Origin of the sequence: Pseudomonas sp. CAU 1711, assembly GCF_039888625.1 — a bacterium.
Taxonomy (GTDB): domain Bacteria; phylum Pseudomonadota; class Gammaproteobacteria; order Pseudomonadales; family Pseudomonadaceae; genus Aquipseudomonas.
In genome coordinates this window covers 258,635-271,086 of the sequence record NZ_JBDQQT010000005.1, presented here as the reverse complement: position 1 = coordinate 271,086, position 12,452 = coordinate 258,635, and the positions used below count along the sequence as shown (strand labels likewise).

The 12,452-nt window shown below is 69.7% G+C and carries 11 protein-coding genes; 3 read left to right on the top strand and 8 right to left on the bottom strand.

The annotated features are described in order from the left end of the window. Positions 1-299 precede the first annotated feature (299 nt). Positions 300-1,790, bottom strand: coding sequence for a glucose-6-phosphate dehydrogenase (zwf, locus tag AAFN46_RS07895; protein ID WP_347808149.1), 1,491 nt, complete (start codon positions 1,788-1,790; stop codon positions 300-302). Positions 1,791-1,892: 102 nt separating this feature from the next. Between zwf and hexR the strand changes: the two genes are divergently transcribed. The 3 genes from hexR to AAFN46_RS07880 all read left to right on the top strand — a co-directional run bounded on the left by hexR (position 1,893) and on the right by AAFN46_RS07880 (position 4,422). After that, positions 1,893-2,759 (top strand): transcriptional regulator HexR, encoded by an 867-nt coding sequence (gene hexR / locus AAFN46_RS07890; RefSeq protein ID WP_347808148.1) that lies wholly within the window; start codon positions 1,893-1,895, stop codon positions 2,757-2,759. An 85-nt stretch (positions 2,760-2,844) separates the two neighbouring features. Beyond that, the gene (locus AAFN46_RS07885) at positions 2,845-3,045 is read left to right on the top strand and encodes a transcriptional regulator (RefSeq protein WP_347808147.1); all 201 of its coding nucleotides are present in this window, start codon (positions 2,845-2,847) and stop codon (positions 3,043-3,045) included. A gap of 369 nt (positions 3,046-3,414) precedes the next feature. Further along, entirely contained in the window at positions 3,415-4,422 is a 1,008-nt protein-coding gene (locus tag AAFN46_RS07880) for an Ldh family oxidoreductase (protein ID WP_347808146.1), read from the top strand. Positions 4,423-4,588: 166 nt separating this feature from the next. Here AAFN46_RS07880 and AAFN46_RS07875 read toward each other — a convergent pair whose 3' ends face one another. From AAFN46_RS07875 to AAFN46_RS07845, 7 genes are all read right to left on the bottom strand, one after another. Then, on the bottom strand, positions 4,589-6,169 hold the full coding sequence (locus tag AAFN46_RS07875) for an aldehyde dehydrogenase (NADP(+)) (RefSeq protein WP_347808145.1): 1,581 nt from the start codon (positions 6,167-6,169) through the stop codon (positions 4,589-4,591). Positions 6,170-6,276: 107 nt separating this feature from the next. Continuing rightward, positions 6,277-7,224, bottom strand: coding sequence for a dihydrodipicolinate synthase family protein (locus tag AAFN46_RS07870; RefSeq protein ID WP_347808144.1), 948 nt, complete (start codon positions 7,222-7,224; stop codon positions 6,277-6,279). A gap of 139 nt (positions 7,225-7,363) precedes the next feature. Then, positions 7,364-8,401 (bottom strand): proline racemase family protein, encoded by a 1,038-nt coding sequence (locus AAFN46_RS07865; protein WP_347808143.1) that lies wholly within the window; start codon positions 8,399-8,401, stop codon positions 7,364-7,366. Positions 8,402-8,636: 235 nt separating this feature from the next. Beyond that, complete coding sequence (locus AAFN46_RS07860; RefSeq protein ID WP_347808142.1) at positions 8,637-9,359, bottom strand: amino acid ABC transporter ATP-binding protein; 723 nt, start codon at positions 9,357-9,359, stop codon at positions 8,637-8,639. After that, positions 9,352-10,002 (bottom strand): amino acid ABC transporter permease, encoded by a 651-nt coding sequence (locus tag AAFN46_RS07855; protein ID WP_347808141.1) that lies wholly within the window; start codon positions 10,000-10,002, stop codon positions 9,352-9,354. Before AAFN46_RS07855 ends, AAFN46_RS07860 begins: the two co-directional genes overlap by 8 nt. 13 nt (positions 10,003-10,015) lie before the next feature. Beyond that, positions 10,016-10,681: an amino acid ABC transporter permease gene (locus AAFN46_RS07850; protein ID WP_347808140.1), complete on the bottom strand. Its 666-nt coding sequence runs from the start codon at positions 10,679-10,681 to the stop codon at positions 10,016-10,018. A 3-nt stretch (positions 10,682-10,684) separates the two neighbouring features. Then, complete coding sequence (locus AAFN46_RS07845; protein ID WP_347808139.1) at positions 10,685-12,445, bottom strand: aconitase family protein; 1,761 nt, start codon at positions 12,443-12,445, stop codon at positions 10,685-10,687. Positions 12,446-12,452: the final 7 nt, after the last annotated feature.

Below are 12,452 nucleotides of genomic sequence, written 5' to 3'. Positions count from 1 at the left end.
CGTTACAAGGGCCGTGCCAGGGGGCGGGGGGCCAGCAATGGCGCGGCTTGCCGGCCACTCTGAAATGTCTGGGAAACGCCCGTGTGCAGGGCGTCACGAAAGGTTGCGCAACAACTGGCGCAGCGCTGCGCAGGGGCTTGCGCAGAGGGGCGGGGCCGCATCGGACTAGGCCTGCGCGGTGGTGGGTGGCGGCGGGTGCGCAGAAAGTGGCGCAGGGGTGAGGGGTGCGATTCCGGATTGCACTCGGCTGCGGCCCTCACCCCGGCCCTCTCCCGGTGGGAGAGGGAGGCTTCCGCAGCTCAGTCTTCCCAGGTGCGGCCGGCCAGTTCCAGCAGGGTGCTGGCCTGTTCCGGGCCGTTGCTGCCGGCGGGGTAGGGGCGCGGGTCCTGGTAGTTGTCGCGCCAGCCCTTGAGGATCGGGTCGATCCAGGCCCAGGCCGCTTCCACTTCATCCCTGCGCATAAACAGCGTCGAGTCGCCCTCGATCACGTCCAGCAGCAGGCGTTCGTAGGCGTCCCAGCGGCGCTTCTGCGGCGACACCTGGGCCAGGTTGAGGTCCAGCTCGATGGGGGTCAGCCGCATGCCCTTGCCCGGGCTCTTGCCCATCAGCTGCAGGGTGATGCGCTCCTCCGGCTGCAGGCTGATCACCAGGCGGTTGGCCTGGCTGCCCTCGAACAGGCGGTGCGGCACCGGCTTGAACTGGATGACGATCTCCGAGCACTTCCTGGCCATGCGCTTGCCGGTGCGCAGGTAGAAGGGCACGCCGGCCCAGCGCCAGTTGTCGATCTCCGCCTGGAGGGCGACGAAGGTTTCGGTATCGCTGTCGTTGTCGACATGTTTCTCGAAATAGTACGCAGGCACTTCCTGCCCGCCGATCTTCCCGGCGACGTACTGGCCGCGCACCGTCTTGTCGTGCACGTCGAGCCCGGCGATGGGCTTGAGCGCCTCGAGGATCTTCACCTTCTCGTTGCGCACCGACTCGGCGTCGAAGCGCACCGGCGCCTCCATGGCCACCAGGCAGAGCAGCTGCAGCAGGTGGTTCTGCACCATGTCGCGCATGGCTCCGGCGTGGTCGTAGTAGGCGCCGCGATTCTCCACGCCGAGGGTCTCGTTGACGCTGATCTGCACGTGGTCGATGTGCCCGGCGCGCCAGATCGGCTCGAACAGGGCGTTGGCGAAGCGCAGCGCCATCAGGTTCTGCACCGTCTCCTTGCCCAGGTAATGGTCGATGCGAAACACCTGCGACTCGGCGAACACCGCGCCGATGGCGGCGTTGATTTCCTGGGCCGACTCCAGCGAGTGGCCGATCGGCTTCTCCAGGACGATGCGCGTGGCGCTGTCGGCCAGCCCGGCGATGGCCAGGTGCTCGGCGATGGCCTCGAACAGGTCCGGCGCGGTGGCCAGGTAGTAGATGCGTCCACGGTTGCGCGCATGGGCGCCGAGGAACTTGCCGAGGCGGCCGAATTCGGCGCTCTGCGACAGGTCCATGGCGAAGTAGTCGAGGCGCGCGGCGAAGCCGGACCAGGTGTCGTTGTCGAACTCGCTGCGCGCCACCTGGGCGCGTACCCGGCGTTCGGCCAGGGCCAGGTAGCCGGCGCGGTCGAGGGCGTTGCGCGCCGCCGCCAGGATGCGCATGTCGGCCGGCAGGCGCCCGTCGCGGTGCAGATGGTAGAGCGCCGGCAGCAGCTTGTGCAGGGCCAGGTCGCCGGTGCCGCCGAATACCAGCATGTCGCAGGGGCTGTTCAAGGCAGGGCCTCCGGCCGGGTTTGCCTGTGCGGGTTGGACATTCATGTAGTATAACTACAAGGTCACTACAGCCCGATCATAACAGGCCGGGTGAAAGCGCCGCGAGTCGGCTGCCTTCGCCGAGCGCCCGCCAACAGAGTCCCGCCTGTGAATCTTCTGCAGCATATCGCCCAGTCCCGTCACCTGCTTCGCAAGTCCGAACTGAAGGTCGCCGACCATGTCCTGCAGGACCCGTCGGCGGTGATGCACAGTTCCATGGCCGATCTGGCGCACGAAGTCGGCATCAGCGAGCCGACCATAGTGCGCTTCTGCCGCGCCATCGGCTGCAGCGGTTTCCAGGATCTCAAGCTGAAGCTGGCGCAGAGCTTGGCGGCGGGGGCCAGTTTCGGCCAGTTCGCCATCAGCGAGAACGATTCGGTGGCGGACTTCAGCCTGAAGATCTTCGACACCACCCTGCACACCCTGATGGAGGTGCGCGAGCGCCTCGACCCGCAGGCCCTGGAGAAGGCCATCGCCGCCATCGCCCGGGCCCCGCGCATCGAGTTCTATGGTTTCGGCGCCTCCGGCGCGGTGGCCGCCGACGCCCAGCACAAGTTCTTCCGCCTGCTGCTGACCGCCGCCGCCTACTCCGACCCGCATATGCAGGCGATGAGCGCGGTGACCCTCAAGCCCGGCGACGTGGCCATCTGCATCTCCCAGTCCGGGCGCTCCAAGGACCTGCTGATCACCGCCAACCTGGTGCGCGAGTCCGGTGCCACGCTGATCACCCTGTGCCCGGGGCAGACGCCGCTGGCGGATCTGTCCGACGTCAACCTGGCCATCGACGTGCAGGAGGACACCGAGATCTACACGCCGCTGACCTCGCGTATCGCCCATCTGGTGGTGATCGACGTGCTGGCCATGGGCGTGGCCATGGCCCGCGGTCCGGACCTGGTCAACCACCTCAAGAGCGTCAAGCGCAGCCTGCGCAGCCTGCGCCTGTCGCCCAAGACGGTGCGCAGCGCCGAGGACTGACACGCAAAGTTCATCGCCGCGCCGCCAAAGCGTCACGCCTAGGCGTGCAAGCTGGGTTCCCGGAAAACGGACCAGGAGCCCCGCGATGAGCCCGCATCACGCCGAACCCGTTCACGACAGCAAGACCCGCCGTAAGCTGGAAGACCAGCGCCGCATGGCCTTCCGCCGCGCCATCGAGGAGCGCGCCGAGCAGCGCCGCCTGCAGTGCGAACTCGACGGCTATAGCGATCTGCTCCCCGCCGATTTCCTCCTGACCAGTGCCGCGCGGCGCCGCCAGGCGGCCTGAGCTTAGGGCCTGTTGACGTTTCGCCGCGACCGCGACGGAGCCCGTTTTTGCGCGGAGCTAGGCGCGAGACGCGAAGTTTGGTCGTCCAAATGAGCCGTCGAGCAACGACGTTCCGCGCCAAAACGGGCCCGTCCCTGCGGGTTGCGCGCCAAATCGCGCCATGCGTTGTTGCGGGACTTGGCAAGGGATCGCCATTCCCTGCGTCCCGCGCCTAGCCTGGCGCGATTTGGCGCAGCAACGCGGCTTGCGCCGAAACGTCAACAGGCCCTAGCACGGGTATGCCGAATTCGGCATGCCGGGCGGGCAAATCGATCAAGCCGCGGCGGCGTCGAGAGGCCAGTGTAACGGGCAGACTGCCAGGAGCCCGTTATGACCCGACTGACCCTCACCGAGGCCCATGAGCTGGCCGCCGAGATCCTGCGCCACGCCGGCTTCGCCGAGGCCTTCGTGCAGGCCATCGCCGCCACCGTCACCGCCGGCGAGCGCGACGGCTGCACCTCGCACGGCCTGTGGCGCCTGCTCGGCATCGTGCACACGCTCAAGGCCGGCAAGGCGGTGGCCGACGCCGAGCCCGAGGTGATCGACCTGGCCCCCTCGCTGGTGCGGGTCGACGCCCACGGCGGCTTCTCCCAGCTGGCCTTCGCCGCCGGACTGCCGCTGCTGGTCGACAAGGCCCGGCGCAACGGCATCGCCGCCCTGGCGATCAACCGCTGCGTGCACTTCTCCGCGCTCTGGGTGGAGATGGAGGCGCTCACCGAGCAGGGCCTGGTGGCCCTGGCCTGCAACCCGACCCAGGCCTACGTGGCCCCGGCCGGCGGCAGCCGCCCGCTGTTCGGCACCAACCCCATCGCCTTCGGCTGGCCGCGTGCCGGCGCGCATCCCTTCGTCTTCGACTTCGCCACCAGCGCCATCGCCCGCGGCGAGATCGAGCTGCACCGCCGCGCGGGCCAGCCGCTGCCGCCCGGCTGGGGCGTGGACCGCCACGGCCAGCCCTGCAGCGACGCCACCGAGGTGCTCGACCACGGCGCCATGCTGACCTTCGGCGGCCACAAGGGCTCGGCCCTGGCGGCGATGATCGAGCTGATCGCCGGACCGCTGATCGGCGACCTCACCAGCCCGGAGTCCGGCGCCTTCGACGCCGGCAGCAATGCCCTGCCGCACCACGGCGAGCTGATCGTCGCCCTTGACCCGCAGCGTTTTCTCGGCGAGCAGGCCGACTTCCACCTGGCGCGGGCCGAGGCCATGTTCGAGGCGATCCAGGGCCAGGGCGCGCGGCTGCCCTCGCAGCGCCGCTACCAGGCGCGGGCCAGAAGCCTGGTCGAGGGCGTGGAGATCGACGACGGCCTGTATCGCGACCTGCGTGCGCTGCTGGCGTAGGGTGTCGTTTGACTTAGCGCTACAGGTCTGGCAGCTCCGAGTCGCCCGAAACACCCTCACCCCAGCCCTCTCCCGGAGGGAGAGGGGGCCTGTCTCCTCAGGCAAAAAAAGCCCCGGCGAGCCGGGGCTGAGGGAGAGAGTCGCCGCTGCCTGGGCCGACACCCGTTCAGGCCAGCGACTCCCGCGTGGCGATGCCGTCGACCAGCCGGGTGATGCCCAGCGGGTTGGCGTTCTTCAGGGCGTCCGGCAGCAGGGCGTCCGGACAGTTCTGGTAGCACAGCGGGCGCAGGAAGCGCTCGATCGCCAGGCTGCCGACCGAGGTGCCGCGGGCGTCCGAGGTGGCCGGGTAGGGGCCGCCGTGGACCATGGCGTCGCACACCTCCACGCCGGTCGGGTAGCCGTTGAATAGCACGCGGCCGACCTTCTGCTCCAGCAGCGGCAACAGGTCGCCATGGTCCTCGAGGTCGGCCGGTTCGGCCGTCAGGGTGGCCGTCAGCTGGCCGCGCAGACCGTGCAGGGCGCGCAGCAGCTCGGCCTTGTCGGCCACTTCCACCACCAGGGTCAGCGGGCCGAACACCTCCTCCTGGAGCAGCGCGTCGCCCTCCAGCAGCGCGGCATCGGCCTGGAACAGCTGCGGGCGAGCCTGGCGGCCCTGCTGCGCCTGGCCGGCCAGGTGCTTGACCCGCGGATGGGCATGCAGCGCGGCCAGGCCGCGCTCGTAGCTGTGCAGGGTACCGGCGTTGAGCATGGTCTGCGGCGGGCGCTGGCCGATCTCGGCCATCAGGCGGGCGACGAACAGGCTGAAGGCCGGCGAGGCGATGCCGATGACCAGGCCGGGGTTGGTGCAGAACTGGCCGCAGCCGAGTACCACCGAGTCGGCCAGCTCGCGGGCGATGCGCTCGCCGCGGGCGGCGAGGGCGGCGGGCAGCACCAGCACCGGGTTGATCGAACTCATCTCGGCGAACACCGGGATCGGCTGCGGGCGCGCGGCGGCCATGTCGCACAGGGCGCGGCCGCCCTTCAGCGAGCCGGTGAAGCCGACCGCCTGGATCGCCGGGTGCTTGACCAGCCACTCGCCGACCCCGCCGCCGTAGACCATGTTGAACACCCCGGCCGGCATGCCGGTTTGCTCCGCCGCCGTGACGATCGCCTGCGCCACCCGCTCGGCGGTGGCCATATGGCCGCTGTGCGCCTTGAACACCACCGGGCAGCCGGCGGCCAGGCCGGCGGCGGTGTCGCCGCCGGCGGTGGAGAAGGCCAGCGGGAAGTTGCTGGCGCCGAACACCGCCACCGGGCCGACGCCGGTGCGGTACTGGCGCAGGTCCGGGCGTGGCAGCGGCTGGCGTGCGGGCAGGGCGCGGTCGATGCGCGCACCGAGGAAGTCGCCGCGGCGCAGCACCCGGGCGAACAGACGCATCTGCCCGCTGGTGCGCGCTCGCTCGCCCTGGATGCGTGCGGCCGGCAGGGCGGTCTCGCGGCACACCAGTTCGACGAAGTCGTCGCCGAGGGCGTCGATCTGTTCGGCGATGGCGTCGAGGAAGCACGCGCGGCGCTCCGGGCTCAGCTGGCGGTAGACCGGATAGGCGGCCGCGGCGGCGCGGGCGGCGGCGTCCACCTCGGCCTCGGTGGCCTGGTGGAAGGCGAAGGGCAGCGCCTCGCCGGTCGTCGCGTCGAGGCTCTGCAGGGTGACGCTGCCGGCGGCGCTGCGCGCGCCGGCGATGAAGTTGTGGCCGAGAATGCCGGGCATGGTTAGCTCCTGTTGGGGGCCTGGAAACACCTGCGCCGTCGGCGAACTGCCGAGCGGCGTGGCGGGTCGGCCGGAGTCGCTGCAAGCCTCCGGCCGCAGCATGGTGTTCAGGCGATGCCGTGCTCGGCCGACCAGTTGGCGTACCACTGGCGGAACAGCTGGTACTGGCTCTGCGCGTAGTTGCGCTGGGCGGCGCTGAGCGCATCGGTTTCGTTGAAGTGCAGGGCGTATTCCAGATCGCCGTTGAGCACCATCAGGTACTTGTAGTAGAGGACCAGGTCGGTGCCTTCGTCGAAGGACGACAGCACATTCAGCGCCTCGGACAGCTCCAGCGCGCGGCGACGGGCGACGGCGTCGCCCTTGGCGGCCTGCTTGCTCAGCTCGACCAGCTGCAGCACTTCGCGCGGCAGGGCGTTGCCGATACCGGTGATGGCGCCGGTCGCGCCGCAGTTGACGAAGCCGTGCATCACCTGGGTATCGACGCCGGCCATGAGAATCACCTGGTCATCCTGCGAGGTGATGTGCTCGGCGGCGTAGCGCATGTCGGCGGCGCCGCCGAACTCCTTGAAGCCGATCAGGTTGGGGTACTGGCGGCGCAGCTTGAAGAACAGCTCGGCGCGGGTGGCGAAGCCGTAGTAGGGGCTGTTGTAGATCACCGCCGGCAGCTTAGGCGCCGCCTCCAGAATGGCGGCGAAGTGCGCCTCCTGGGCGGCCGGCGAGGCGCCGCGGGACAGCACGCGCGGGATGACCATCAGGCCATGGGCGCCGACCTTGGCGGCGTGGGCGGCGTGGGACACCGCTTCGCGGCTGTTCACCGCGCCGGTGCCGACTATGGTCGGGACGCCGGCGGCGACCAGGCGTGCCACGCCTTCCTGGCGCTCGGCCTCGGTGAGCAGCGGCCAGTCGCCCATGGAGCCGCAGTAGACCACGGCGCTCATGCCGATCTGGATCAGCTCGCGGCCCTTGCGCACCAGAGCGTCGAAGTCCGGCTTGCGCTCGGCGGTGCAGGGGGTCATCAGGGCGGGGATGGTGCCGGTGAAGATGTCGCTGTTCATGCTGTTGCCTCCTGGGCAGTTTCAAAGTATTTCGTATACGAAAGCAATCGGTCGTTTGAGCCCTAGCTTTCACGGGTTGGGCCTGGGCCCGGGTCATGGCGCCGCCGAGGCGGCGGTTTTCAAGTCTTCGAGAACGGTGCTACGGCTTCGGCTCCACCGGCCAGGTGTCGGACAGGCGGTAGCCCTGCGGCCAGGGGTCGTCCGGGTCGAGCAGGTGCTGGTGGGTGCCGGTGATCCAGGCCCGGCCCGACAGGCAGGGAAGGATGGCCGGGCGCCCGGCGACCTCGGTGAGGCCGGCGATGCGGCAATGGAACTCGGAGCCGATGATCGAGCGGCCGACGAAGCGCTCGTCCGCGCGCATCTGGCCCTTGGCGTGGAGCACCGCCATGCGCGCCGAGCAGCCGGTGCCGCAGGGCGAGCGGTCGATCTTGCCGGGGCGGATGATCACCGCATTGGCGGCGCTCAGCACGCCGTCGATGCGTTCCACCGGCGCGGCGATCTGGCAGAAGGAGATGTGGTCCCAGTCGTGGTTGGTGGGGTGGACGAAGCCCAGCTGCTCGTTGGCCGCACGGGTGATCTTCAGGCCGGCGGCGACCAGGTCGGCGGCCTCGTCGGCGCTGAGCGAAAAGCCCAGGGTGCGGGCATCGGCGATGACGAAGCTGTCGCCGCCATAGGCGGTGTCGACCCTGAGGCTGCCGAGGCCCTCGACCTCGATCATGGCGTCCAGTTTGTCGGCGAAGGACGGCAGGTTCTTCACTTCCACCCGCTGCACCTTGCCGCCCGCGCACTCGGCCACGGCCTCGATCAGCCCGCCGGGGGCCTCCAGCACCAGGCGCGTCTGCGGTTCGCTCATCGGCAGGATGCCGCTGTCGAGCAGCACGGTGGACACGCACAGCGAGTTGGAGCCGGACATCGGCGGGGTGTCGGCCGGCTCCATGATGATCCAGGCCATCTGCGCCCGCGGGTCCTTGGCCGGGAGCAGCAGGTTGACGTGGCGGAACACCCCGCCGCGCGGCTCGTTCAGCACGAAGTTGCGCAGCTCCTGGTCGCGCGCGATCCAGCGCGACTGTTCCCACAGGGTGGCGCCCGGCGGCGGCGCGACGCCGCCGACTATGACGTCGCCGACCTCGCCCTCGGCGTGGCAGCTGACCACATGGATGACCTTGCTCGAACGCATGGGTTTCTCCTGTATCGCGAGGGCCTGCAATTCCCTCACCCCGGCCCTCTCCCAAGGGGAGAAGGGGTTTAAAGACGTAGGGCGGGTTAGGCCTCTGGCCGTAACCCGCCGACCGGCCCGAGGGGCCGGCCAGCGCGTGTGGTTGACGCATGCGCCGCCCGCCGACAGTTCCGGCGGGTTACGCCGCCCTACGTCCTCCCTCACCCCGGCCCTCTCCCAGGGGGAGAGGGAGTAGTTAAAGCACCGACTTCAAGAAATCCGCGGTCTCCGGCTTCTGCGGGCTGCCGATGACCTGTTCGGGGGCGCCAATCTCGTGCACCAGGCCGTTGCGGAAGAACGCCACGCGGTCGGACACGTCGCGGGCGAAGCGGATCTCGTGGGTCACCAGGATCATGGTCATGCCCTCCTCGGCGAGCAGGCGCATGGTGTCCAGCACCTCGCCGACCAGCTGCGGGTCGAGGGCGCTGGTGGCCTCGTCGAACAGCATGTAGTCCGGGCTCATGGCCAGCGCGCGGGCGATCGCCATGCGCTGCTGCTGGCCGCCGGAGAGCTTGCTGGGAAACACCTTGAGCTTGTCCGCCAGGCCGACGTGGGTGAGCTGCTTGACCGCCATGGCCTCGGCCTCCTGCTTGCTCAGGCCGAGCACCTTGCGCGGCGCCAGCATGACGTTCTCCAGCACGGTCAGGTGGGGGAAGGCGTTCCACTGCTGGAACACGATGCCGATCTTCTGCCGCAGCTTGTTCAGGTCGGTGCCCGGCGCGTGCACCTCGGTGCCGTCGACGCGGATGCTGCCCTTCTGGATCGGTTCCAGGCCGTTGATGCACATCAGCAGGGTCGACTTGCCGGAGCCGGAGCCGCCGATGATCGACACCACCTCGCCCTTGTTCACCGTCAGGCTGACGCCCTTGATGACTTCGAGGGAGCCGAAGGATTTATGGACGTTGTCGATCTCAATCATTTTCCTGCCACCTTTTCTCCAGCCGGGCGCCCAGTTGGGCCACCACCAGGCTCATGACGTAGTAGATGAGGCCGGCGATGCACAGCACCAGCAGCGGCTCCTGAATGCGCGTGACTATGGTCTGCGAGGCACGCAGCAGCTCGACGATGCCGATCCACATGACCAGCGCGGTGTCCTTCATCACTCCCAGCACCAGGTTGAGCCAGCCGGGGAAGGCCACCCGGGTGGCCAGCGGCAGGACGATATGGCGCAGGTCCTGCCAGTAGCTCATGCCCAGCGAGCGCGAGGCGCGGCGCAGGTTGGCCGGCACGGCGAGCACGCCGCCGCGGACGATCTCGGTGCAGAAGGCGGCGGCGTACACGCCGAGCACGATGCAGCCGACGGCGAAGGCGCTGATGTCCAGCCCGGCGATGCTCTTGAGGGCGTTGAACAGGACGAACTGGATCAGCAGCGGCACGCTGCGGAACACGTCGAGCACCCAGGCCAGCGGCAGGGTGGCGCGCGGCAGGGCGGCGCGCAGCAGGCCGAGGATGAGGCCGGCCAGGGTGCCGATCAGCATGGCGCCGACGGTCAGCTTGAGGGTGATCCAGGCGCCCTGCAGCATGAACAGCAGGTCGTTGGAGGTGAGGCTGGTTTCGAACATGCGCAGTCCTCCCTCAGTAGCGGAACAGGCGCCAGGCCATCAGGCGCGCGGCCAGCACTATGGTCTTGGCGATCAGGTAGTAGAGCACCGCGGCCACGGCGAAGAACTCGAAGGTGCGGAAGGTCTTCACGTTGTAGTCCTGGGTCACTCCGGTGAGGTCGTTGTTCAGCCCGACTATCACGCCCAGCGAGGTCATCAGCACGGCCCAGACCATCTGGTTGGAGAGCGGGTAGAAGACGATGCGCAACAGCTGCGGCACTATGATCAGGCGGTAGGCCTGGAAGGCGCTCATGCCCAGCGAGCGGGCCGCCTTCATCTGCGTTTCCGGCACCGCCTTGAGGCCGCCGCGGAAGTTCTCCGCCAGGTAGCCGGCGTTGTTGAAGGTGATGCCGGCGAGCAGGGCGATCCAGGAGCTGACGTGCAGGCCGAAGCTGCCCAGGCCGAAGTAGAGGATGTAGATCTGGAACAGCGACGGGGTGTTGCGCGCGATGGACACCCAGGTGTTGGCGAAATGCCGTGGCAGCGGGTTGTGCATCTGCCGCATCACCGTCAGCAGCAGGGCGATCAGGGTGCCCAGGAGCATCGACAGGGCTGCCGTCTCCAGGGTCACCCAGGCGCCCGCCAGCATGTCCGGCAGGGCCTTGAAGGCCGCGCGCCAGTGGAAGGTGTAATCGAACATCGATCAGCGATTCCCTTGGGGTTGAGGTTGACCCAGCCAGGCCGGGAGTTGTCCCTGGTTGCGCCCCGTGCAGGCGGCCTCGACGCAGGCGGCGAGACTGCCGAAGTGCACCTGGCGGCCGACCAGGCCGGGGGCGTAGTGGGCGTACTTGCCCGAGTTGGTCATCAGGTTGCCGCCGCCCGGCGGCACCACCGGCTCGCCGAGCATGCACCAGCAGGTATCGGTGAGCAGGCGCGCACCGAATCTTTCCAGCGTAGCCACATGGCCGGCGCGCGCCGCCTGCTCATGCACGGCGCGGCCGCAGGTCACCACCAGGGCGGTGTGCGGATGTTTTTTGCGGCCCTCGCACAGCTCGGCCAGGCGCGCCAGCTCGGCGGCGGAGCTGTGCGGGTTGCCGATGGCCACCAGGGCCACCTCGGCCGACTCGGCGCCGTTCAGCTCCCACCAGCTGTCGAGCAGCTCGGCGAGCGCGACCCGCAGGCGCCGGGCCGGCGCGCGGCCGCCGAGGGCGCGGGCGACGTCCGGTGCCTCCGGGGTGACGCCGGCGATATGGAACATGGGCGCCGCCGAGGTGGTGGCGAAGGCGGCGCCGAAGGCTTTGAGGTCGTCGGCGCTCGGCGCGCTGTGCTCCAGGCCGGCGAGCACCGGGATGTCGCGGGCGGCGAGCAGGCCGACGTGGTAGCCGAGCAGTGGCCAGAAGCTGTCGTCCGCCTGCCGCGGTGCCTGCACTTCGAGCAGCAGGCTGGCGTGGCGGCCCTCGTCGAGGTGGCTGCCGCAGCGCGGCGCGCGGCCGGTGAGGGCGATGCAGATGTCCAGGTAGTCCGGGTACTTCAGGGTGCGCGCGCCGAGCACGCTGTTGGCGTAGACCACGGCGTTGGACTCGGCCCAGACGATCTGCTCGCCCAGCGCCGGGGCGCTGTCCAGCAGGTAGGGCGCGCAGGTGAAGCTGAGCCGCGCGCCCATGGCCATGTACACATCGCCGAGTTCGCTGGCCGGCTCGCCGAAGGCCGGGTCGATGCCCAGGGCGCACCACTGGCGCTGGTCCACCGAGATCGAGTTGAGGGTGGTCGGCACGCGCACCCGCGCGCCCCAGTCCAGCAACTGGCGGGCGAAGCGCAGGCACGCCGGGCCGGTGTAGATGCAGCCGTCGATATGCGCCTGGGTCACGTCGAGCAGCTCGCGCGCGCCCTGCAGCTCGGCCATGCGCAGCACCAGCTGCATGGCCACCTGGGCCGCCTTGCCATGGGCGCCGGCGAGCAGCTCCCGGTCGAGGGCGCTCAGCGTCAGGCCGGGTGGAAGGGCGCCGTCGTGGGCGATGGGCGAGGCCTGCCAGGCATCGTCCGGGGCGGCCTGCAGGCGGGCGCCGTCGACCCGCACCGTGGTGCCGGCATGGGCGGCCAGCTCGGCGAAGGCGGCGTGGCCGATGCACAGCACCGGCAGTTGTACGTCGAACACCTGCTCGGCGACCAGCGCGCCGAGGGTGAGAATCTCGTCGGGTTCGGCCAGCACCAGCGCCGCCGGTGCCGGACCGTTGAGGATCAGTTCCAGCAGGACGCTGCTGCCGGTGCAGGAGCCGCGTCCGCTGGGTATGGCCAGCACGCGCCCGGCCAGGGATTGCCCGCTCAGCGGGTGGTGACGGTCGATCACCTCGCCGCTGAACGGGTCGACGCCGCCCCAGAAGCTCAGGCCGACATCGGCGTACAGCAGCGGCCCCTGGCCCCTGCCGGCGACCAGGGCGCGGCCCGTGGTGGGTAGTGCGGACATGCTCGTC